The sequence below is a fragment of the Vibrio sp. R10-SG3-ISO10 genome, from assembly GCF_059834185.1.
The window spans coordinates 129,285-151,267 of the sequence record NZ_JCBDHG010000002.1 but is presented as its reverse complement, the minus strand read 5'-3'; the positions used below and the strand labels follow the sequence as shown (position 1 = coordinate 151,267).

Genomic DNA, 21,983 nt, shown 5'->3' with positions numbered 1-21,983 from the left:
ATTATCAATGAACTAAAGTAATAATTTACTCAAAAGTGAGCGGTGTGGTTGGAGTCACTTTCTTGACTTAACCTTCGCATAGACTATTACTTAGCGATAGTACAAAGGTTTATCTATAGATTCATGGGGGCTATGATGAGATTACTTTTGATATTGCTTACTACACTGTCGCTGTCGAGTGTTGTGGTCGCTAAAACAGATATTACTGTTTACGGTGACGATACTTACCCGCCTTATTCCTATGTTGAAAGTGGTAGGTTAACCGGAATTTATACCGTTATCCTAGAAAACATTTTCGCCAAAATGCCTGATTACAACGTTACCTTGAAAGGGACACCTTGGAAGCGAGGTTTATCCCAAATTGAAGGGAGCAAAATATTCGCACTTTACCCACCCTATAAACGCCCAGAGCAAAGACCCTATATGGAATACGATGTTCCGATCTTAGACGAGAAACTGGTTGTCGTATGTCAAAAATCTGTTTTAAGCAGTCCTAAACCAAATTGGCCTGGGGATTATATGGGCCTCACTATTGGCAATAATGCGGGTTTTTCGGCTGGTGGGGATGAGTTTTGGTCAGCAGTAAAAGCAGGGAAGATTAAGGTAACCGAAACAAAAGGTACGCCTAAAAATCTACTTAAGCTGATCGCTGGTCGAATTGACTGCTACATGAATGATGCTCTGTCCATTCAGTGGGAACTTAAAAAGCTGCAAAATGAAGGTAAGTATGATGGTCAAAGTGTAGTTGAAGGTGCAACTATAAGTTCCGAGCAAGGCTTCTTAGGTATTGTTACCAACGGGGCTGCTTTTCCTTACAAAGAAAGTTTCAAAACTGAATATCACAAAATACTATCTGAAATGAAACAAAGTGGTGAAATAGATAGAATCGTAAATGACTTCATCAAGTAAACGGATTAGGAAAAAAACGGAAGCCTCGGCTTCCGTTTTTTATTTTAGGCGTATTGAGCAACCATGATTTCCCAACTCTTCCTTTGCGTCGCAAGTTCTTGTTTCATTTGCTGGTAGCGAAGTTTAAGCAGAGACTTCTCGTATTTTTTTGCAAGATCATTTCTTTTCGCTTCCAACACTTGCTTCTTTACATCATAGTAATCGGACATTTTGCCCATTAGCGCTTCAAACTCTTTATTTAGTGCGTCATTAAGCAGTGCGGCGTTTGGCAGCTTACTAATATTGCGAGAGGCAGTGCTTAGCGCTTGCTTGGCACGCGCTTTTTCAACTTTAAGTTTGGGCGTAACACGAAGCTTTTTTGTAAGCCCAAGCCAAGAGCAAGATTTGATTAACCATTTGGTTGGATCATATTGCCACCAGTAGATGCCATTTCGGTAGTCGTTCTCAAAAATGTGGTGGTAGTTGTGGTAACCCTCACCAAACGTAAATACAGCAAGCACAGCATTATCACGAGCGGTATTCTTATCTGTATAGGGCTGGCTGCCCCAAATGTGGGCCAAAGAGTTTATAAAAAACGTTGAGTGATGGCTAAGTACCAACCTCAAAGCGCCAACAATTAGTAGCATACCTAAGATATCGCCGTGCAATAATCCAAGAGCGATAGGAATACCAAAGTTAGTCGCAATGGCTAAAGGTACATAGTACTTATGCTGCCACATAACAATTTTGTCTTTCTGTAAATCTCTGCAGTTGCTGTAATTATCATACGTGTTCGCGTTGTACTCACGCAGCATCCAGCCTATATGAGAAAACCAAAAACCACGTTTCGCAGAGTACGGGTCTTTATCGTTATTATCGACGTGTTTATGGTGAATACGATGGTCAGAGCTCCAATGTAGCGCACTGTTTTGTAAAGCGAACGCGCCGCCTAAGGCGAAAAGGAAGCGTAGAGACCAATGAGCTTCGTAGGTTTTGTGTGACCACAGCCGATGGTAACCAGCGGTAATAGAGAGATTACTAAAAGAAAACGCGACTAAAAACCAAACGAGATGCTCGAGGCCATAACCCGATGTCACGCCATACCAAGGAACGATAGCAACAGCGACAATAAAAGAGGACAAAAAGATAAATATGTTTAACCAAATCAGAGGTGGTTTGCTTGAGCCCGACATGGTGACTTCCTTTCAGCTAACAGTTGTTCGCTAGAATATCAGCGTACATGTGTAAGTCAAACGAAATTAGAGAGTTTGATGTCTAACTCACGCCTTAGGTGAATATATTATGTAACCAAATTTGTAGCTGCTAATTATCCTAAATAACGATGCATTTTGTTACGCGATCTGTTTCAGAACGTTTGGCTTTTAGTTAAATGTTTTATAGTATGAAGAGGTAAGCAATCCTTACAGGAAGTAATAAGGAACTATAAATGGAATTAAAAGTAGCTGAATATAGCGACTTTGAACGCATTGCTACTCTGCATGCACAAAGCTGGAAGCAATTCTACCAAGGAATTTTAGGCAAAGACTTTCTAGAGAACGAAGTGCTCGATGAAAGAGTGGCTATATGGCAAACACGTCTTATTAATCCTCCCTTTAACCAACATGTCCTTCTAATTGAAGAAGGTGGGTTACTATGCGGCTTTATCTGCGCGTTTGGTAATCACGACTTTGAGAAAGGCACCATAATCGACGCATTGCATGTCGACCCTTTATATAGAGGGAGAGGTGTTGGGGTTAAACTACTTTCGGAAATGGCGAAGTGGATCGCACAATACTTCCCCGATAACGGCGTTTACCTTGAAGTTATGAAAGACAACAAACAAGCTGTGGACTTCTATGAACACCTCGGCGGTGACTGTCATCTAGAGCGATTATGGAATGCTCCGTGTGGTAATAAAGTTCCAGAGTTAGTCTATACATGGAAATCAGGAAATGATTTGGCGCGCAGCGTTGAATCTCACATAAAGTTAGACGTTGTAACATGTTGAAACAAATAAGCCTATAACCCTGATATTTCTCGGACATTTGCTTTATGGCCGTTAGGTAGTTTTAGATAAGCCCATTTTTTAATTACCTAACGGTCTATTCATGAAAAAAACGATACTCTTCACAGCGCTCAGTAGTGCGCTATTTCTCGTAGGATGCGGCGAAACTACACAAGGAAAAAACCAAGTTCCAGCGCAATTGGTTGTTGCTGAACAAGCGACATCTACCTCTCATCAACAAAGCAAATCGTACATCGGTCGTGTCGAGGCGGTTGAAGATACCAACATCACAGCACAAATTACCGGCTACTTGAAGTCTCGTCATTTCGAAGAAGGTCAGATGGTCGAACAAGGACAGCTTCTTTACACCATTGAGCCGTCTTCTTTCGAAGCGCAGTTAGCGAGTGCAAAAGCTGAATTAGCTCAAGCAAAAGCGAATCTTAAAAAAGCTGAACTTGATTTTAAGCGTGGTGAAAACCTGTTACCTAAAGGCAGTATTTCACAGTCTGAATTCGACAACCTAAACGCTGCATTGCTTGGTGCTAAGGCTCAAGTAGAAGCGGGTAAAGCACAATTGCATTTGGCTGAAGTCAACCTTTCATATACCCAGATCAAAGCCCCATTCTCAGGCCGAATTGCACAAAGCAAAGTGAGCACTGGTGATCTCGTTTCTCCGCAGTCAGGTATTCTCACCACGCTAGTTAGCTTAGATCCAATCCATACAGCCTTCAGTGTTAGTGAGCGCGAGCGTCTTGAACTGGGAATGGACAGAATTAAAGGGGATGGCGATGTTGATCTAGTCGAAGTGCAAGTTGTACTTGAAAACGGTCAACCTTATGAATATCTAGGTCAGCTTGATTTTCTTGGAAATCGTATTGACCTTAATACGGGCACACTTGCTATGCGTGCCGTAGTAAACAACCCAGACTATCGTTTACTTCCAGGGCAACATATACGTGTTGAGTTGCGCGAGAAAGAAGCGACTGATGTGGTAGTTGTGCCACGCCGTGCAGTACAAACGGACCTAGAAGGTAACTTTGTCATGGTCGTTGCAGAAGGTAATGTCGCTGAGCGAAGAAATGTTGAATTGGGTCGACAGCTTGAGCAGGGAATTATTGTTCAAAGTGGTATTAGCGCAGATGAACAAGTAATTACCCAGGGACTACAACGTATCCGAAATGGCGTTCCTGTGCGTTTTGACGAAAAGTCTGCAGCTGAATAACGAGGTCTAAATGTTAAGTCGCTTCTTTATCCAGCGTCCTAAGTTCGCGCTGGTCATTTCAATAATACTTACGCTCGCAGGTGCAATCTCGCTAATGATTTTGCCCGTTGCTGAGTACCCAAAAATCAGCCCACCATCGGTTAACGTTTCTGCCTACTATACAGGTGCTAGTGCAGAAGTCGTTGAACAGGCCATAGCCGATCCTATAGAAACTTCCGTTAATGGCGTTGAGAACATGATTTATATGTCCTCGAAAAGCGCGAATGACGGTTCGTATAGCTTAAATGTCACCTTTGATGTTGGTACAGACCCTGATATGGCTCAGGTAAACGTGCAAAACCGAGTGTCACAGATTGAGTCTAAGCTGCCGCAAGAAGTACGTATGGTTGGCGTGACAGTTCAGAAGCAGTCGCCAGATATGTTGATGGTTTTGAACTTTTACTCGCCAGATGGCAAGTATGATGACAAGTTCCTAATTAACTACATTAACCTCAACGTTAAGGATCAGTTGGCACGCGTGAAAGGCATCAGTAATGTAAACGTTATTGGTGGTGGCGAGTACGCTATGCGTGTTTGGTTAGATCCTGAAAAAATGGCTAACCTAAACCTTACTACAAGTGACGTTTACGCTGCACTTGCCGAGCAAAATGTTCAGGTTGCTGCTGGCCGTGTCGGCGCAGCGCCATATAGCAGCGCGCAAGAGGTTCAGTTTAACCTCGTAACCAAAGGTCGATTAGAAACGGTAGACGAATTTGAAAATGTGGTACTGCGTGCAAATAGTGACGGTTCTACGGTCTATTTGAAAGACGTTGCTCGTGTTGAACTTGGTAAAAAGTTCTACGACGGCACCGGTAAGTTCCGCGGTCAAGACGCTTCAATCGTAGTACTTTCTCTACAATCAGATGCGAACGCATTGGAAAGTGGCGCGGCAGTCATGGAGTTGCTTGAAAAGCTTAGCACCAACTTCCCTGACGGAATGATTTACGAGACTAGCTATGACACAACACTGTTTGTATCAGAATCGATTAAAGGTGTAGTAAAGACGTTAATCGAAGCGATTTTGTTAGTTATTGCAGTTACTTACTTATTCCTAGGCAGTGCACGTGCGACTCTGATTCCTGTCGTAGCGATTCCCGTATCTTTGATTGGTACCTTTGCCATTATGCAGGCGACGGGCTTTACGATTAACACGGTAACCTTGTTTGGTCTTATTCTCGCCATTGGTATTGTTGTTGATGACGCCATATTGGTCATCGAGAACGTCGATACAACTATGGCGAAAGATCCTTCAATTAGCCCTAGAAAGGCGACGTTGATTGCGATGAAGGAAGTAACAGGGCCAATCATTACCTCGACATTGGTATTGCTCGCTGTATTCCTACCCGTTGCGATGTTACCTGGTATTACAGGGATCATGTACAGACAGTTCGCGCTTACGATCTGTATCTCTGTAGTAATCTCTTCGATCAACGCATTAACTTTATCTCCTGCCTTGTGTTCACTTGTTCTAAAGCAAGGGGGCGGCAATACAGCACGTTGGTTCACGGCGTTTAACGCTGGGCTAGAAAAAGTAACTGCTCGTTATGGTCAAATTGCGGGATTCTTAGTTAAGAAGAGTATTCTTTTAGTAACTTTCTTCGTTGTAGCAGTTGCTGCAGTGAGCTTCTTTGCAAAAACGACCTCTACGGCATTTGTTCCACAAGAAGATAAAGGTATCTTGTTGGTTAATGTTCAATTACCGGATGCGGCTTCGTTGTCGCGAACTGAAGAGGTAACAGAACAACTTATAGAGATTGTTGAGCAAGAACCAGGCGTAGAGGGAGTAACGGTTGCAAACGGATATGCGTTTATGACTGGAGCATCGGCTTCTAATGGTGCGTCACTGTTTATAAAACTGCATGACTGGAACACGCGAAAGGCGTTAGAAGGGGAACACTCAGCTGATGCAATAGGACAACGAATTAATGCTCGGGCCGCGAACGAATTACCGCAGGCAATTGTCTTTGCAATGGGGGCACCAGCTGTGCCAGGTATGGGAGCTGCTTCCGGATTTGAGTTCGTGCTTGAAGATAGCCTAGGCAGAAGCCGTACAGACCTAGAGATGGTGATGGGGCAAATGATCGAAGAGGCAAATAAACAGCCAGAAATCGCTTTTACTTTCAGCACATTCCGCGCAAGTGTCCCTCACTATTATGTTGATATTGATCGAGAGAAGGCTCAACAACTTGGCGTACCACTCTCTAGCGTTTTTCAGACGCTACAGGGTAACTTAGGTTCGCTGTATGTAAATGACTTCAACATGTTCGGTAAGAACTTCCAAGTGACTATGCAAGCGGACGGCGAACACCGCCGCGGTATGGAAGATCTGGAGCGATTCCATGTTCGCTCGGCAAGTGGAGAAATGATTCCTTTAAGCACTCTAGTTAGCTATGACCAGGTCTTTGAACCCGATGTAGCATGGCGATACAACATGTACCGCAGTGCAGTTATTCAGGGACAGCCTGCACCTGGCTATTCGAGTGGTGATGCCATTGCAGCGATGGAACGCGTTGCTGCTGAAGTGCTACCGCAGGGCTACCAATACGAATGGACTGGTATGGCATACCAAGAAGTTCTTGCTGGAAACCAAGCGATATTCGCATTTACTCTAGCGCTCATCTTCATCTACTTATTTATGGTGGCACAGTATGAAAGCTGGACAATTCCATTGGCAATTATATTGGTTGTGCCAATCGCAACACTGGGTTCATTCCTTGCGTTGAACTTAACCGGAACTCCGCTGAACTTGTATGCGCAAATCGGTTTAGTTCTACTCATAGCGTTAGCAGCGAAAAATGCAATTCTGATTGTAGAGTTTGCTAAAGTAGAGCGAGAAGAGAAGGATGTTCCAATCAATGATGCGGCTGTAGAAGGTGGTAAGCTGCGTTTCCGAGCGGTAAACATGACGTCGTGGTCATTTATCTTAGGTATATTCCCTCTGATATTTGCATCAGGTGCGGGACATGTAAGTCAAAACTCACTCGGAATCTCGTTGATTGGTGGTCTACTGTGTGTGCTATTGGCAGGAACGTTCTTAATTCCTGGCTTCTATGCCTTCGTTCAGCGCCGACGAGAAAAGGCACATGGTGGTAACACCAAGCTGATTCCTTTAGATGACGAGTAACGTCTGGTAAAGTAAAAATCCCCTTAGCTCTTCGGCAAGGGGATTTTTTATATCTGTATGGGAGAGTATGGATGAGGGTATTTTTCAACGTATTCGGTATAGAGTATGTCTGTGGAACGTAGAGAAGGTGAGTGGTTATTGTATCAAGAGTCGGAAACTTCAATTCGGCGAAGGGTTTACGATATCTATATTCCAAATAATGTTGAGTGTCGCCATCTCGCTCAGTACTTGGCGGATATGTTTCATGAAAACGCCACAGAAAGATTCCCTTCGGTACAGAGAATATAAAGCCCTAGCCAATAGACTAGGGCTTGCAGATTATAGGTACTGTTAAGACGTTTTGAACTCGGCTACAGCCTTATCCATATCAGTGGCTTGAGCAGAGACACGATCAACTTCAGTCAAACATTGTTGAGCAGATCCCATATTGCCTTCTGAGATAGTGTTCAACTCGGTAATCGATTCACTGACTTGGTTCATTACGATGCCTTGTTCTTCAATCGCCGAGGCAATACGTTCCGAGTTCGCTTGAATGTTGGTCATATCATCAATGATTTGTGTCAGGCTACTATCAAGCGTACGTGACGCGTCTAGCGTCTGAGAGCCTTGTTCATTACATTGATCGATATTGGTGACTACTTGCGACATTTGAGACTGAATAGCCGTAACTACCTTGGTGATCTCTTCTGTGGATTGATGAGTTCGGCTTGCTAATGCACGAACTTCATCGGCAACCACCGCAAACCCTCGGCCTTGCTCACCGGCGCGCGCTGCCTCAATAGCGGCGTTAAGAGCTAACAAGTTAGTTTGTTCTGCGATTTCTTGAATGATATTTACAGCATCACCAATTTTATCAACGTGATTATTCAGGTCACTGATAGATTCTTGGCTACTTCCTAAGATAGAAGATAACTGATCGATGTTTTGAACAGTGGTTTCAACAACTTTACGGCCGTTCTGCGCGTTGACAGAGGCTTGCTGAACACCTTCAACTGCAACAGCGGTGCTTTCTGAAATCTCACTGATAGTAGAGACCATCTCTTGAACAGAAGTGGCCATTGTACTGGTATGGTCTGCTTGGGTGTGGAACTGCTCAATAACATTTTGTAGTTCATTGTGCATATTGGAGGTACTGTGTGATAACTCTGCAGACTTAGCTTGAGTACCCGATATAAGCTTTTCGAACTCATCTAATAGACGGTTAAAGTAGTTTCCTATAACACCTAACTCATCGTCTTTAACTAGGTTTGCGCGTAGTGAAACGTTGTTGGTACGTGCGATCTCTTGGATTGCCGTGAGTAACGAGGCAACTTGGTTGTTGATGGTACGAGAGATTTGAAAAATAAATCCAAAAATAACTAAAATGACCAGCGTTGTAAAACCAGTTTTAAACGTTGTGAGTCGCTCTTTTGTTGCTAATGATTCGTCGTTTAACAAAGACGAGAACGATTTAAATTGTTCTTCTACAGTGTGGGAAAGATTGCGAGTATCACCGAGTAGCCCCTCGTTGTATTTGAGACCGATACGTGTACTTTGGTCGATATACGCTTGGGCTGCTGCTTTAAGAGATGAAGCGGTTGTAGGAATTAAAGACGTGTCTAACTTACCTTTTAACACTTGTTTATTGAACTCGAATAGTTCAACAAGTTCGTTGCTAGAGAGAGAGGGCTTAATCCCGGTAAGCTCGGAATTGAAACGTCCGATTAGCTTTTCCTCGGGTTTTAAACCACGTTGATCAAACGCTTGAACTAAAGCATTAAACCCAGTTTGATATTTGAGAATATCTTGTTTAAGTTGGCTGCTTGAAGGTAAAGAGTGTTGGGTTAATAGCGTTGATAACTCGGACTCAATCGCCAAAAAAGTATCCATGTTTTTGTTAAACTTATCCAGATATTTCATATCTTTACGGAGTAGGAAATCTTTTTCATTACGACGAAGGTTTAGAAGTCGAATCTCGAGTTTGGCAACTAATAAACTTGCGTGATTGAGTTCTGAGGTAGATTGGGCAAAATGAGTAGAGGTTAATAGTACTGAAACAACCCCTAAAATGGCGACAGCACCCAATGAATACAGTTTATTCTTGATATTCATGAGATTACCTTATTTTGTTAAACAATTTGATTTACAGGTAGTTAATGTGATGTTAGTTGCTATTCGTAAATATATCAATTAGCGCTAACATCTTAGGTTTATATGTTGCGACTATGGTTCTGGTTTTTATTGATAAGAGAAGTAAATGTTTGAAAGCATAGAGAAATATCAAGCCCTCATATTTGACATGGATGGTACCATAATTGATACCATGCCGGCACATTTAAAAGCGTGGCAGCAAACAGCGGACCATTTTGCATTCCCGTTTTGCGAGCAATGGCTACATAGTTTGGGCGGAATGCCAAGTTATAAGATCGCAGCTGAAGTCAATAAGAAGCATGACTTGGCATTGGAACCTATGGAAGTCTCACGCTATAAAATGGCTGCGTTTGCTACCCTTGATGAACATGGTGAGCCGATTGATTGTACGGTGAATGTTCTTAACCACTTCTTTGGAAAGAAAAAACTTGCCGTAGGCACAGGAAGTCAACGAGAGAGCGCGATGAGGTTGCTGACTAAAGCGAGACTGATAGATAAGTTAGATGCGGTTGTTACAGCGACAGATGTTATCAATCACAAACCGAATCCGGACACTTTCTTGCAAGCGGCAGAAAAGGTGAGCGTATTACCTAAAAACTGCCTCGTGTTTGAGGACACGAAACTGGGCCTTCAGGCTGCACATGCAGCAAAAATGGATTGTATGATGGTCGAAGGCGATAAACTTGTGTTCTATCCGTACACTAAATAAAAAAGAGCCGCTAAATTAGCGGCTCTGACATTTTATCTGTCCCAGTAGGCTTCTTCTAAGCTGTCTTCCCTTTCAGGAAGCGCCCGCGCTAAGCGAGGTGAGTGCTGAGTTAACACTTCATAGCTCACACGGTTTGCATACTTACAAATCTGCGACAGTGAAGAATAAGTTAAGTAAGGCTGATCATGCTTCGATGAATTTGGTACATTGACCTGATGGTGGCTATTCGCAGCCATATCATGCAGCAGTGCCGACAGAGCAGCATCACCAGCACCGTTAGTATTTTTGATCTCAAGCGGACCACCTAGATACGGACCAATATGAGAGTACACTTTTACTGGATTCTGACAGTCTGATTTACGCATTGCGCGGCTGAACTCGTATTTATTGAACTCAGGGATATTACCCGGCAATAGTGGTAATTCTGTTTCGCGCTTAACAGATTCTTCAGTGTAACCTGCCATGTAAAGACCTACAGGGCCAGCGGTACACAGAACCACATCAACCCATTCCAATGCTTTATCAGCTGCGAGAAGAGGGTCTTTTTCACCGGTCAGGGCTTCGCCTTCTTCTTCATTCATCGCGACTATGGCGATGTTCTCCTTGATATAGTCTTGCCACCACTTCGCATTGCCTTCAATAACCCATTTCGTTCCTAATGTAAGGACAACAGGTACATTCTTAGATTTAGCAATCTCGATAGCACGAGCTACGGCTTGAGGCATTGGATCTTCAGGCTTACCGCGCATTAAATATGAAGAAACCACAAGAGCAGAGGCTTTATCAAACACATCTTCAGGAATGCTGTCAGGGCGCAATTGGTTCATGTGACCTTCATTAATCGCGAAGGTACGTTCACCATTTTCAGAAATTAAGGTATAGCAACGACCGATTGAGCCTTCGACCATTTGCAAATGATTGAGGTTCATTCGTGACGAGGTTCTACACAAATAGCGGTAGGCGAAAGAGCCTACTTCAATATTACGTGACATTACGCCGAGTAATACTGATTTACTGTCAGCAAGTACAGAGTAGTTGTGTAGCGTATTGCCAATCGTATCACCAGGGTATTGGTGAGTGATTAGCTCGCGTTCCATTAACTCTTCGTACAAAGCATCCGCTTTCGCTTCCTCTAAAACTAGTGAGTGTCCTTTACTCAAGTCATATTTCGCGAGAAATTCGTCATCGACCCTGGCTTCAATATCAACGATTGTCTGACCAACACCCACCACGATTGGGCGGTAGAGTTTTGGTGTCTGTTTCATCTGATTGACGAGTGGATCACGGGCGTGAGTTGGAAAGTAGTGCTTAGATTTGCGCTGTCCGGGAAACTTCATGGTAAAAGTAATGTTGGAAATTTTCCCGGATGATATCACACTTTTTTGTTTATGCTTTCATATTTATTGCATCATAAGGTGTTGAACACTAGTGAAGATGCTGAGACTTCACGATCGTAATAACTACTGAAGTCGTAGTTGTTGAGTAATGATAGGGTGAAATGGGTCGATTATATTATCAGCAACAAAATCAATTACATATCTCTTTGTGACTTAGCATGTTTAAGTAAGTATTGGCGATTCAAATTTGTTAGTTTGTGTAGATCATAAAGGATTAACAATACGACGCGTCGAGTGGCGTAGCGACATCGTAACGTACGTACGGAATTTAAGGATAAGAACATGCGATTTCTACATATAGCAGCAACAACACTATTGCTCGCAGGATGTAACAGTATCCCTACGGTCTTTCCACCGGCACATAAGGTGATGGTCTCGGGCAACACACTAATTTACGATGGAATGATCACTGGTGACGCCGTGCTAGAAGCGATGCGCGTGGTTCGTGAACGTAAAACACCTATTAATAAGCTTAAAATCACCAGCTCTGGCGGGGACATGGCGGTAGGCATAGAGTTTGGCTACTTCATCAAAGAGAATAACCTTGATGTAGAAGTAAGTAAGCTCTGTTTCTCCGCATGCGCCAACTATATTCTCCCAGCAGCAAAGAGCGTAGTGATTAACCCAGGGTCTCTGGTAGGATGGCATGGTGGTGCCAAACAAGCTGATGCACTTTGGATGCATAGTATGGCGAGCAAAGATAAAAAGCAGTTTATGGAATATTTAAATCGGCTGCGTATAAAAGAGACAGCTTTCTTTGGGGTTATTGGCGTTGATCAGAGAATAACAACTTATGGACAGACGAACGAAGCTAGCTGCCAGAAAAGCCAGAATACCGATGGTTGGTACTACTCAATAACAGATCTGGAACGAATGGGCATCAAAAATATAAAGGTTAAAGGATCGGGCTTGGTCGAACAGATAGACTTCAAACCGGAGAACGTTAAAATGGACACGACAAACATGGATCCGACGAAAATCACCGTATGCTTACTCGAAAATGTATTCGATAGCTAGGTAAAAATAGAGTTAAGCAGCCCTTAGGTTTGGACTGCTTAATCACTGACTACTTTTGCTCAGTTGGTTCAACATACGCCGATGTACCCCAAAGTGGGACTGTCGATAAGCTGTGCTTGAAACTGCCGTCTGTTTCTTTGGTTGTGTATGAGAGGTAAAGGAGAGTTTGATTTTCAGCATCGTAGATACGTCTAACCTTCATCGACTTAAAAAAGATACTTTTCGATTTCTTGAATACGACTTCACCAGATTTGCTCTTATCGATCTGGGCGATCATTTCTGGTGTGATGTCACCTGTTTGGCGGCACGAGATAGAGCTGTCGCTCGGGTCTGCAAGGCTAAAATCCGCTTCAATTGAAGCGATGTGGCACGTTACGCCTGTTACAACATCATCTTTTAGGTTTTCGATCTTAATGTCTTTCAATGTAAAAACGCCAAGTGAAACATCGCCAACTTCGTTGTCAGAACAACCCGCTAATAGTCCTGTTAAAAGCATTGCGGTGAGCAGTTTTTTCATTCTAAATCCTTGCTATTGTTTAGTTATCTGAATCTTTGGCTAAGATATCTACCGCACTTTTGAAGCCACAAAGGTATATACCCTTACCGATGATTCAAAAATGACTAGCACTAAGCTTAAAGAGACTAAATTCAAATAGAGTACTGATAGCATATCAGGTTTTTGTATAGTTTACTGAATCTCGTTTTAAAAGACTTGAGAGGTCAAGGTGTTATCTAGTAAGCTTCTGCCTAACTTCCTAAAGTGAGTACAGGTCTAACCGACGTTATGACGATACCTAAGATTGCTGAAATCAAAAATGAATGGCTTTATCAACAAGTCGATGTTGAATACCCAACTAAAGAGAGTATCGCCGGGCTATCCCTGTACAAAGAGAAGGTCGCTTTGTGCCAATATCACCAGTTAGAGCAAGTACCGCCAGAATCGAGTGAATTTGCCAAAGATGATATCTTCTTGGTCGATTTTCATCGTTTAACGGTCATGTTTGCCTTGCTGCAAGCACGTCGTTGGCACGACCAAGCCGACAAGGACCTGATTTTAGAGTTCCTTTCGCAAATTATTTACTCTGAGCCGTGCAGTTTGTATTTAGGCTTCAAGGCAGGAGAGGCTGTGGCAGCTGCAATCGTGACAGAAAGCGAAGACGCTTCACTGATTTCAGATATCGTAATTAAAGACGAGTCTGAGCAGTTAAACAAACAAGATTTTGTTGCGGGCTTGTGCGCTAAATTAGGTATCTCTAATGATAATGGTCTTAGCTTGTTTATTGAAAGCTGATTGAGCTTCCAGACAACGAGTTGCAATGGTTCTTAAACCAAGTTCATGTATTTTGCGTTACTCCTAACACCATTTTTGTCTTAATAGCAGTAAATGGTGATACGCTTTAAACTTCTGATTATAAATCTCTAATAAACCAGCGAAATGTTAAGCTGGTCATTTCAAATCTCACTATCTGTCTTATTATTTCTCGTAGAAAATTAATAGGGTAGTGATATGGCAAAGCCTCAAGCTCAATGTGTAATTTTTGATTGTGATGGTACTTTGGTCGATAGCGAAAGGCTGTGCTGCCAAGCGTTGTGCGAGACGTTTAACCATTTTGGCGCTTCGTTAACTATGGATGAAGCGGTTAGTCATTTTGAGGGAGGCAAGCTTGCAGACATCTTAGCTGCAACCAAACAAAGACTAAATGTCAATGTTTCTATCGATCGGCTAGAACCTATCTATCGTCAAAAGTTAGACCCGTTGTTTGAAGATCAGTTACAGCCAATGGAAGGGGTATTCGAGGTTTTGGATTACCTCAATAAAAATAGCGTTGAATACTGTGTGGCTTCCAACGGGCCGAGAGACAAAATCGAGCGCTGCTTAGAGTTAACAGGGCTGCTACCGTTTTTTAAAGGAAAAATATTCTCCGCATTTGATACCAATAGTTGGAAACCCGAACCAGACCTCATCCTTTACAGTGCGATGAATATGGGTTTTAAACTCGAGGACTGTATTTACGTTGACGATACGCCAAAAGGTCTTGAAGCTGGAGTAAGAGCTGGCGTGCAAACTGTTCATTTAACAGGGTTAAACAACAAGCATCACACGCTAGATTTGAAAAAAATAAGCCACTTAAGGGAGCTTGAAGAGATCCTTTAGTGTGTTGCTGTGCGGGAAACTAATGGGAGTGTGCCTACTTTATACAGTAACGCGTGAGTAGGGGTAAGTTGTGTGACGTTTTCAAAATAAGACCCGCATTCTGCACAGAGCATGTTGTTGTTATCAGACAGCAAGTACTCCTCGCTTCCGCATAACGGACAGCACAGAACATCGTTGAGCATTTCATCTTTATTCATAGGGGAATCTCCCGGCAGCGACAATAGAAACATTATATTTTTTAATTTGTTATGTTCTTCGACAGGATAACTGCGTGTAAGTTTCCTGACAATTCCATTTTAGTCGAATGGATCGCTGTATTGGCTAAGAAATGGAATTATCCATAAATATTGAGAAGCATTTCATATATTGAAAAGATAATAGAAGAATCAGATTTGATAAAAGCTCGCAACTTTGCGAGCTTTTTGTTTATTTTCTTAAGTTCTATTGGCGAGATACGCTTCGTAGTCAGGGATTTCAATATCCACTTCTTGCTCGATAAGCTCTGACTCAATGATGAACTTAGCCGTCGCACGATTTGTTGCAACAGGGATATTCCATACACTCGCAATACGTAATAGAGCTTTTACATCTGGGTCATGCGGTACCGCGTTGAGAGGATCCCAAAAGAAGATCAGCACGTCTATCTTTCCTTCAGAAATTAGAGCACCTAGTTGCTGGTCTCCACCCATAGGGCCGCTGATCATGCTCTTAATCGCTAAACCAGTATCTTTACTCAACATTGAGCCCGTAGTTCCTGTTGCGTAGAGAAAGTGACGTTGTAGCTTTTCTTTGTTTTCTTTCACCCAACGTAGTAACTCAGGTTTGCAGTTGTCATGTGCGACAAGTGCGACGTGTTTGTGTGCAGGCAAGGTACGCGTCGTTTTTTCCATTTAGACTTCCTAATTGTTTTCGTTATATACGTAAAATGTTGGTCGATACTCTGAAGGGGATAGAGATTGCGCTATCACTTCAGGGTTCAAGTTATCTGGTGTTAGTGGCTCAATAATAGGCGCTTCAATTTTGTTATAGTTTTCACCACGTAAATAGTGAACGGCTTGCTGAATCGATAGGCGACCTTGCAGTACCATTTTATCCGTTGGGGCAAATTCAACCCTATTCCTCAACAGCCCTCGGTATACACCATGGCTTAAATAGGTTGAAACGAGTCCAATCTCTTCAGACCTATTTGCGCTGCGTAGCTCACTAATAGCCGCTTCGATCGCGACTGCGCTACCTACTATATAATTAATATTTCTGTTATCAATGGCTTTTTGAACTAGGTTGCGTTGCAGTTCTTTGTCGTTGTCTGCCCAGTATGTTTCTACAACGTTAATATCGCTTCCTTTAATCGCAGAATAGAAGCCCTGAATAACCGGCTTAGTGCCACCACTAGATTGAGGGCCAGGTAATAATGCGATATTGGCTTCTCCAGAGCCTGCGGGGTGCTTAGATTTGAGGTAGTCTCCAACGTAATAACCCATCCAATACCAATCGACACCAACTTCTCCTTTTAACGCGGACTGGTTTTGTGAATCAACCACGAGTTTGTTTACTGTCGCAAAGACTGGAACCGACGAAGCCGCGGAACTGAGCGATGAATAAAATAGGTTGGGTGCTACCGTACCTAAAATGATTGCGTCGGCACCCCATTTTACGCACAACGCCATATGTTCACGTTGCTTTTCTAAATTGAGATAACCACCAGCTTCGAGAACTCTAAGGTCAACGTCTTGTTTTTCGGCTTCATCAACCATGCCGTAATTGACCGACAGCCAATATGAATCTTTAAGATGAGGGTAGATGGCACAAATTCGAGCGGCCTGAGCTGCAGAGGTACTTGCAGAAAACAGAAAGAAAGCGAGCAGTATCGACGTAGTTATTGTTTTAGGTGTTTTGATTGCGGAGATCAAAGACATGCAGCATTTCGTTGGTAATGGGCGAATAAACACTGCAAAATATAACGCATTATAGAAGAGTTAAGAAGTGAAGATTCTCAATGTTACTTGCTAAAGCGAGTATTGGCCGTAAATTGCTGCTGTCATTTTTGGCCATGGCGCTGCTAGTTTTAATATCTGCTCTTATCGGTATGTTCGGATTTTCGTCTGTAGCGAAAACCGAGCGCAATGTTGTTAACTCTGCCATTCCATCGATGATTGAAGCGCGTCAGGTCTCGGAGCTTAGTTCACGAATCATATCCTCAGTTCAGACACTCTCGAACGCGAAAACTGAGGCTGAACGTCAAGAGTCGGGTAAAGAGCTGTTTTCGCAATTAGAAACCTTACTGACGCATATAAAGCAGTTGGGTTCGGATTCTTTTGACTCTTCATTGCTTAATCGACTCGAATCAGACGTACAAGGGGTTATCGATACACTCGCTAAACTGGGAATAGTAGTCGAAAGAAGACTGTTTCTTAGTGATGACCTAGCAATTAGAACTCAAGAACTAAGAAAACTGGCGAGAGAGTTAGAGCAGCTTACTCGTACTCAAGTTGCAAATACATCGACTATTGCTGTAGCGAATGTTACGCATATCTATGCGCTGTTAGAAAAAAACAAAAAAGATCAAGCTTATCAGGCGCTTGATACCTTAGTCGAAGTCGATCTTGATCTAGCAGAACGTTTACACGAACTTCACTTGTTGGCTTTTAAGCTCCTCAACCACATTGAAGAAACGCGCACCATTTCTGATATTGATCGTATTCGCACTATACGGCAAGAGTTTAACAACAACTTAAGTATAATGAAGCGCCGAGTTCAAGCGGTGGAGGATCCAACTCGCTCTACGCAAATGACCGCATTGCTCGCTAAGTTAGAGCAAAGAGAAGTGGTGTTTGATGTTCTTACCCAACGTTATGAGAACGAGGGGTTAGCTCAGCAGTTGATGCAAGATACTCTAACTCAATTCTCGATTCTAAACGCCACGGTGAACAAGCTTGTTGATGACTCGAATGCGACAACGACCCGCGCGGTAGCTGAGCTAAAAACCACACTTGATTACGCTCAATTAACCCTAACCATTATCACAATACTGGGTATGTTGATTGTGGTCATTATCGTGTGGAAAGTTGTTTATATCTCGGTCGTTAAACGACTAGCAGAGTACTCGTCAGCGCTACTTTCGATTGCAAAAGGACAGCTTGAAGTTGACTTGAAAGTGAGAGGAAGTGATGAGCTCGCTCACATGGGACAAGCAATTATTACTGCGCGCAATACTGCTAAAGCGCTAAAGGTTGTTGCAGAGAGTGAAGCAGCAGCCAAACGTGAACTGGAAGAGCACAAAGGTCACCTTGAAGAGCTGGTAACTGAGCGAACACATCAGCTACAAAATGCCAATACGCGTTTAAATGAAGAAGTGGAAAACCATGCCAGAGCTCGTCAGGAAGCTGAGCAAGCCAGCCGTGCTAAATCTGCATTCTTAGCAACAATGAGCCATGAAATTCGCACACCAATGAACGGTGTATTGGGAACAGCTCGGTTGTTAAAAGATGCAGGGCTCAACACTACCCAAGCTCATTATGTCGATGTGATTAATCGCAGTGGTACAACACTGTTGGCGATTCTAAACGATGTATTGGATTACTCAAAAATTGAGGCGGGGCACCTTGAGATTCGCCCCGTTGATTTTAATCTTCCTGCGATGGTCGATGATACCAAACAGCTGCTGCTCGGTAGAGCAAAGGAAAAGTCTTTGCAGCTTGAATACTGTATCGAAAGCGATGTAGGTAAATATTGGTTTGGTGATGTCACTCGTATCAGTCAGGTTCTGAACAATCTGGTTGGAAACGCGATTAAGTTTACCGAGCAAGGTAATGTAGATATCTATGTTTCACTTGACCCAGATACGCCAGAGCACATTACGTTTGAGGTTTCTGATACTGGAGTAGGAATCAGTGCAGACGAACAGTTGACCTTGTTTGACGCGTTCACCCAAGCTACTGGTGGTATGGGGGCTAAAGGCGGAACGGGCTTAGGCTTAGCGATCAGCAAGCGAATTGTTGAAGCAATGGGTGGGCAATTGTTTGTCGACTCAAGCGTCGGTGAAGGTAGCTGCTTTTGGTTCTCTATCCCGCTTACTGTGGGTCAGGAGTTTGAAGAGTCAGAAGTGACCACCGATTGTCGAATCAAAGCTAAGGTCTTGCTGGTCGAAGATAACCCGGTGAACTGCATGGTTGCAGAAGGTTTCTTGAAAAGTATGAATCACGAAGTACATACCGCAGTAACGGGTGAGAAGGCCTTCTCTCTGTTTAAGCAAGAGCAATTCGATTTGGTGCTGATGGATATTAATCTCCCGGATTGTAACGGGGCCGAATTACTTAAAGACTTTAAGTCATATCAACTAAGCCAAGGTGCCATAAGCGATATCCCGATGATTGCTGTATCGGCACACGTATACAATGAAGAAGTTGAAAGTTACCTAGCAGCAGGATTTGATGGTTACCTACCTAAACCATTGGACAAAGATCAATTATGCCAAGTGATTCAAAATAGTTTAGAAGGGAAGCCTCTGTTGCTTGCCCAAAGTGATAGTGATGATGTAGAAATAGGCATGCAAAATCGGTTAATTATTAATCCGAATGTTATTCTGGCTGATATGGAAGTATTGGGCAGAGATAAAATGAAAGAAATCAGTATGATGTTTAACAAGGGTGCTGATGAAATACTTGAACAACTCGATGCAGCTGCTAAACAAGAGAATCAGCATAACACGGTACAGTTAGCGCATAAGTTAAAAGGTTCCGCAGGCAGCTTAGGCTTGGATTCTTTATATGATCTTTGCTTGGAGATAGAAAAGTCGCCAAACCCTTTAGAGTGTTATCAACAACACAAAACAGGGCTAACTTTACTTGTTTCGCAATCGAAATATGCACTGAAAGAATTATTAGATTAGAGAGTTTATGAACCAAATTGAATCACAACAACTTTCCATGGCTCAAATAACTGAAAATGATTGGGCGCTGTTTGAACGATTGAATCAAGATGAAGACGTGATTCGCTATGCTTTCGATAAACCGTCTACTGAGCAAATCCGAGAGCGTTTTACATCGCGATTACCGACTTGGAACTGGCCTGATAGCCATTGGTTGTGTTTGGTGATTCGAGAGAAACAGTCCGGTGATGCTATTGGTGTCACAGGTTTATGTGTCTCAGAACAAAGCAAAGATGAAGTAGAAGTTGGTTACCTTTTACTTCCAGAATTTCACGGTAAAGGCTATGGAACGGAGTCATTAGTTGCCTTGATTGATCATGCCACGAGTGAATTTCCGATTAAAACAGTTAATGCTATTGTGACCGATGGAAACATTGCCTCATGCAAAGTTCTTGAGAAAGCAGGGTTTACCTTAGCTGAACGTGAGAAAGATGCCTATCTTCTGGGCGGTAAATACTACGACGACTTGATCTATCGTTTTCAGGTTCCGGCCTAAGACGCGACGACGGATAAAGTGAGCAATGTTTGCGCCGTGTAATAGGTGATCATCACTACGTGACGAGAGTAAGCTGAGTGGCTGCGAAAGCGATCCACTGCAAGTACAACATCCGACACGATGAAAATGAATGCGCCTAACACGGCATAGCCTGCTCCGGAGCCTAAAGATGAGTTCCAATGCTCAATTGTGCCCCAAGCCATCATCACTATCCCTAAGCTATAGACTGCTATAGGAAGCTTCCAATTGCCTAGGCTCGGTAATAACAACAGATACACTAGCGTTCCAATGGCGAGTAGTGTTAAGAATGTCCAAACGTTAACCTGCATGTCTATAGCACTGAAAAAAGCGATGCTATACGCAAAGTGAGCAAACAAAAAAACGCCTAGACCTTGGATAAACTTATCTTTTGGGTGCATTAGAAAAATGTCGCCGATGCAAGATAAAATCAACCCTATACCAATCCACAAAGTATAGGTTGTCGGTGCGTGTTGATTTGTGAAGACAATAAGTGCCATAAGAAAGATCGGCGTGGGCTTTGATAGGTAAAAAATCCAACGTTTGCTTTGGTTAATACTCCAAACGTGTATGGCGCACGTTAGGGCAATGAATAGCCACATAAATCCTTCTTATACAAAAAAAGCAGCGAATGCTGCTTTTTAGATTAATAACTTAGCTGAATTTACGCAATAGCAAGGTCAAGGATCTTACGGCTTTGCTCTAAGTTGATCGCTTGGTTTTCACCGAGTGCAACCATGCCGTGTTGTGTAAGTTGACTAATCACAGACTCAACGGCTTGTTCTTTATCGGATTCGTACTCGCTAAATTGAGTGGCGACACCTAGTGAGTGGTAGAAGGACTCGATAGCAATAATGGTCTGCTCTGCTAGATCATCTGTCGCTTCGAGACCGAATACGTTAACACCCATCTGCTCTAGTTTTGTCTTCTTAACCGCAAATTGATTACGTAGCAAAGAAGGCTGAACTATAGCGAGTGAACGCGCATGATCAACACCCCAAAGCGCCGTAAACTCGTGACCGATCATATGCGTCGCCCAATCTTGCGGAACGCCAGAACCAATCAATCCGTTAAGTGCTTGGTTCGCTGTCCACATCAAGTTTGCACGCCACTGATCATTGTCACGCTCAGCGAATTCAGCGCCTAACATTTTTAAGTTCTTAAGTAACGCTTCCGCGTAGCCATCTTGAACCATTGCGCCGTGTTGGTTGGTTAAGTACTGCTCGCAGACATGAACCCATGCGTCGACAATGCCATTAATTAATTGCTTCTCAGGAAGAGTTTTCATGACATCTGGATCCATCACCGCAAATTTAGGCTGAACATGAGGTGTCATGAATGGGAGTTTGTCATGAGTTTCTGCTTTTGTAATCACAGCGCCCATGTTTGATTCCGAACCGGTAGCAGGTAAGGTTAGAATTGCACCGATTGGTACGGCTTCTGTGACTTGATGTTTGCCAACCATAATGTCCCAACCATCACCATCATATTTCGCAGCGGCTGCGACATACTTCGAGCCATCTATCACTGAACCGCCGCCTACTGCTAGTATGAAGTCAATGCCTTCTCGCTTAACAAGTGCGACAGCTTTATCAAGTGTTTCTTTTGTTGGGTTTGGCTCCACGCCAGAAAATTCGTTCCAAGTATGGTTACTCAGAGCCTGCGATACTTGATCATACACTCCGTTACGTTTTATTGAGCCACCACCGTATATAACGAGTACTTTTTGATCGGCAGGGATGATCGATTGAATACTATGGATCTGGCCTTGACCAAACTGAATTTGAGTTGGGTTGACGTAAGAAAATTGCATCGTATTATGCCTCTTGCTTCCAATTATGGATTGTAATCTTTAT

19 protein-coding genes are annotated in these 21,983 nt (G+C 43.0%); 11 read left to right on the top strand and 8 right to left on the bottom strand.

From position 1 onward, the window contains the following. The first annotated feature begins 135 nt into the window (after positions 1-135). Entirely contained in the window at positions 136-909 is a 774-nt protein-coding gene (locus AC6R16_RS01470; RefSeq protein WP_500641440.1) for a substrate-binding periplasmic protein, read from the top strand. 44 nt (positions 910-953) lie between these two features. Here the strand turns inward: AC6R16_RS01470 and AC6R16_RS01465 are convergent, their stop codons facing one another. Further along, on the bottom strand, positions 954-2,081 hold the full coding sequence (locus tag AC6R16_RS01465) for an acyl-CoA desaturase (protein WP_500673324.1): 1,128 nt from the start codon (positions 2,079-2,081) through the stop codon (positions 954-956). 254 nt (positions 2,082-2,335) lie between these two features. Here AC6R16_RS01465 and AC6R16_RS01460 point away from each other — a divergent pair, with 254 nt between their 5' ends. From AC6R16_RS01460 to AC6R16_RS01445, 4 genes are all read left to right on the top strand, one after another. Further along, entirely contained in the window at positions 2,336-2,896 is a 561-nt protein-coding gene (locus AC6R16_RS01460; protein WP_500673323.1) for a GNAT family N-acetyltransferase, read from the top strand. Between the two features lie 100 nt (positions 2,897-2,996). After that, on the top strand, positions 2,997-4,115 hold the full coding sequence (locus AC6R16_RS01455) for an efflux RND transporter periplasmic adaptor subunit (protein ID WP_500673322.1): 1,119 nt from the start codon (positions 2,997-2,999) through the stop codon (positions 4,113-4,115). A 10-nt stretch (positions 4,116-4,125) separates the two neighbouring features. Beyond that, positions 4,126-7,278: an efflux RND transporter permease subunit gene (locus AC6R16_RS01450; RefSeq protein WP_500673321.1), complete on the top strand. Its 3,153-nt coding sequence runs from the start codon at positions 4,126-4,128 to the stop codon at positions 7,276-7,278. A gap of 105 nt (positions 7,279-7,383) precedes the next feature. Then, entirely contained in the window at positions 7,384-7,566 is a 183-nt protein-coding gene (locus tag AC6R16_RS01445; protein ID WP_500673320.1) for a DUF7661 family protein, read from the top strand. A 42-nt stretch (positions 7,567-7,608) separates the two neighbouring features. Here AC6R16_RS01445 and AC6R16_RS01440 read toward each other — a convergent pair whose 3' ends face one another. Further along, positions 7,609-9,369: a methyl-accepting chemotaxis protein gene (locus tag AC6R16_RS01440; protein WP_500673319.1), complete on the bottom strand. Its 1,761-nt coding sequence runs from the start codon at positions 9,367-9,369 to the stop codon at positions 7,609-7,611. 145 nt (positions 9,370-9,514) lie between these two features. Between AC6R16_RS01440 and AC6R16_RS01435 the strand changes: the two genes are divergently transcribed. Further along, positions 9,515-10,117 carry a beta-phosphoglucomutase family hydrolase gene (locus tag AC6R16_RS01435; protein WP_500673318.1) on the top strand — a complete coding sequence of 201 codons (603 nt, stop codon included), beginning with the start codon at positions 9,515-9,517 and terminating at the stop codon, positions 10,115-10,117. Between the two features lie 32 nt (positions 10,118-10,149). On the opposite strand, the gene AC6R16_RS01430 is transcribed toward AC6R16_RS01435, so the two are convergent. Continuing rightward, on the bottom strand, positions 10,150-11,454 hold the full coding sequence (locus tag AC6R16_RS01430; RefSeq protein WP_500641125.1) for an inosine/guanosine kinase: 1,305 nt from the start codon (positions 11,452-11,454) through the stop codon (positions 10,150-10,152). A gap of 342 nt (positions 11,455-11,796) precedes the next feature. Between AC6R16_RS01430 and AC6R16_RS01425 the strand changes: the two genes are divergently transcribed. Next, positions 11,797-12,531 (top strand): hypothetical protein, encoded by a 735-nt coding sequence (locus tag AC6R16_RS01425; protein ID WP_500673317.1) that lies wholly within the window; start codon positions 11,797-11,799, stop codon positions 12,529-12,531. Positions 12,532-12,580: 49 nt separating this feature from the next. Here AC6R16_RS01425 and AC6R16_RS01420 read toward each other — a convergent pair whose 3' ends face one another. Beyond that, on the bottom strand, positions 12,581-13,048 hold the full coding sequence (locus AC6R16_RS01420) for a CreA family protein (protein ID WP_500673316.1): 468 nt from the start codon (positions 13,046-13,048) through the stop codon (positions 12,581-12,583). A gap of 267 nt (positions 13,049-13,315) precedes the next feature. Here AC6R16_RS01420 and AC6R16_RS01415 point away from each other — a divergent pair, with 267 nt between their 5' ends. After that, on the top strand, positions 13,316-13,822 hold the full coding sequence (locus AC6R16_RS01415; RefSeq protein ID WP_500673588.1) for a flavodoxin: 507 nt from the start codon (positions 13,316-13,318) through the stop codon (positions 13,820-13,822). Positions 13,823-14,038: 216 nt separating this feature from the next. Further along, positions 14,039-14,686, top strand: coding sequence for an HAD-IA family hydrolase (locus AC6R16_RS01410; RefSeq protein WP_500673315.1), 648 nt, complete (start codon positions 14,039-14,041; stop codon positions 14,684-14,686). 434 nt (positions 14,687-15,120) lie between these two features. On the opposite strand, the gene AC6R16_RS01405 is transcribed toward AC6R16_RS01410, so the two are convergent. After that, a complete protein-coding gene (locus AC6R16_RS01405; RefSeq protein ID WP_004743830.1) occupies positions 15,121-15,576 on the bottom strand; it encodes a methylglyoxal synthase in 456 nt (151 codons plus the stop codon). Between the two features lie 9 nt (positions 15,577-15,585). Next, positions 15,586-16,602 carry a TMAO reductase system periplasmic protein TorT gene (torT, locus tag AC6R16_RS01400; protein WP_500673314.1) on the bottom strand — a complete coding sequence of 339 codons (1,017 nt, stop codon included), beginning with the start codon at positions 16,600-16,602 and terminating at the stop codon, positions 15,586-15,588. Positions 16,603-16,682: 80 nt separating this feature from the next. On the opposite strand from torT, the gene torS reads away from it, so the two are divergent. Both torS and AC6R16_RS01390 read left to right on the top strand, forming a co-directional pair. Further along, a complete protein-coding gene (gene torS, locus AC6R16_RS01395; protein ID WP_500673313.1) occupies positions 16,683-19,574 on the top strand; it encodes a TMAO reductase system sensor histidine kinase/response regulator TorS in 2,892 nt (963 codons plus the stop codon). A 7-nt stretch (positions 19,575-19,581) separates the two neighbouring features. After that, positions 19,582-20,109 (top strand): GNAT family N-acetyltransferase, encoded by a 528-nt coding sequence (locus AC6R16_RS01390; protein WP_500641119.1) that lies wholly within the window; start codon positions 19,582-19,584, stop codon positions 20,107-20,109. Here the strand turns inward: AC6R16_RS01390 and AC6R16_RS01385 are convergent. Together AC6R16_RS01385 and AC6R16_RS01380 are read right to left on the bottom strand one after the other, a co-directional pair. Beyond that, on the bottom strand, positions 20,106-20,729 hold the full coding sequence (locus tag AC6R16_RS01385) for a lysoplasmalogenase (RefSeq protein WP_500673312.1): 624 nt from the start codon (positions 20,727-20,729) through the stop codon (positions 20,106-20,108). The genes AC6R16_RS01390 and AC6R16_RS01385 overlap by 4 nt on opposite strands. Before the next feature lie 62 nt (positions 20,730-20,791). After that, positions 20,792-21,940, bottom strand: a complete 1,149-nt coding sequence (locus tag AC6R16_RS01380) for an iron-containing alcohol dehydrogenase (protein WP_500673311.1) — start codon at positions 21,938-21,940, stop codon at positions 20,792-20,794. Positions 21,941-21,983 lie beyond the last annotated feature (43 nt).

Excerpts from the sequence above, each read along its gene's own strand:
- AC6R16_RS01470 (WP_500641440.1), top strand. The coding sequence starts at position 136 with ATGAGATTACTTTTGATATTGCTTACTACACTGTCGCTGTCGAGTGTT.
- AC6R16_RS01465 (WP_500673324.1), bottom strand. The coding sequence starts at position 2,081 with ATGTCGGGCTCAAGCAAACCACCTCTGATTTGGTTAAACATATTTATC.
- AC6R16_RS01460 (WP_500673323.1), top strand. The coding sequence starts at position 2,336 with ATGGAATTAAAAGTAGCTGAATATAGCGACTTTGAACGCATTGCTACT.
- AC6R16_RS01455 (WP_500673322.1), top strand. The coding sequence starts at position 2,997 with ATGAAAAAAACGATACTCTTCACAGCGCTCAGTAGTGCGCTATTTCTC.
- AC6R16_RS01450 (WP_500673321.1), top strand. The coding sequence starts at position 4,126 with ATGTTAAGTCGCTTCTTTATCCAGCGTCCTAAGTTCGCGCTGGTCATT.
- AC6R16_RS01445 (WP_500673320.1), top strand. The coding sequence starts at position 7,384 with ATGTCTGTGGAACGTAGAGAAGGTGAGTGGTTATTGTATCAAGAGTCG.
- AC6R16_RS01440 (WP_500673319.1), bottom strand. The coding sequence starts at position 9,369 with ATGAATATCAAGAATAAACTGTATTCATTGGGTGCTGTCGCCATTTTA.
- AC6R16_RS01435 (WP_500673318.1), top strand. The coding sequence starts at position 9,515 with ATGTTTGAAAGCATAGAGAAATATCAAGCCCTCATATTTGACATGGAT.
- AC6R16_RS01430 (WP_500641125.1), bottom strand. The coding sequence starts at position 11,454 with ATGAAGTTTCCCGGACAGCGCAAATCTAAGCACTACTTTCCAACTCAC.
- AC6R16_RS01425 (WP_500673317.1), top strand. The coding sequence starts at position 11,797 with ATGCGATTTCTACATATAGCAGCAACAACACTATTGCTCGCAGGATGT.
- AC6R16_RS01420 (WP_500673316.1), bottom strand. The coding sequence starts at position 13,048 with ATGAAAAAACTGCTCACCGCAATGCTTTTAACAGGACTATTAGCGGGT.
- AC6R16_RS01415 (WP_500673588.1), top strand. The coding sequence starts at position 13,316 with ATGACGATACCTAAGATTGCTGAAATCAAAAATGAATGGCTTTATCAA.
- AC6R16_RS01410 (WP_500673315.1), top strand. The coding sequence starts at position 14,039 with ATGGCAAAGCCTCAAGCTCAATGTGTAATTTTTGATTGTGATGGTACT.
- AC6R16_RS01405 (WP_004743830.1), bottom strand. The coding sequence starts at position 15,576 with ATGGAAAAAACGACGCGTACCTTGCCTGCACACAAACACGTCGCACTT.
- torT (WP_500673314.1), bottom strand. The coding sequence starts at position 16,602 with ATGTCTTTGATCTCCGCAATCAAAACACCTAAAACAATAACTACGTCG.
- torS (WP_500673313.1), top strand. The coding sequence starts at position 16,683 with ATGTTACTTGCTAAAGCGAGTATTGGCCGTAAATTGCTGCTGTCATTT.
- AC6R16_RS01390 (WP_500641119.1), top strand. The coding sequence starts at position 19,582 with ATGAACCAAATTGAATCACAACAACTTTCCATGGCTCAAATAACTGAA.
- AC6R16_RS01385 (WP_500673312.1), bottom strand. The coding sequence starts at position 20,729 with ATGTGGCTATTCATTGCCCTAACGTGCGCCATACACGTTTGGAGTATT.
- AC6R16_RS01380 (WP_500673311.1), bottom strand. The coding sequence starts at position 21,940 with ATGCAATTTTCTTACGTCAACCCAACTCAAATTCAGTTTGGTCAAGGC.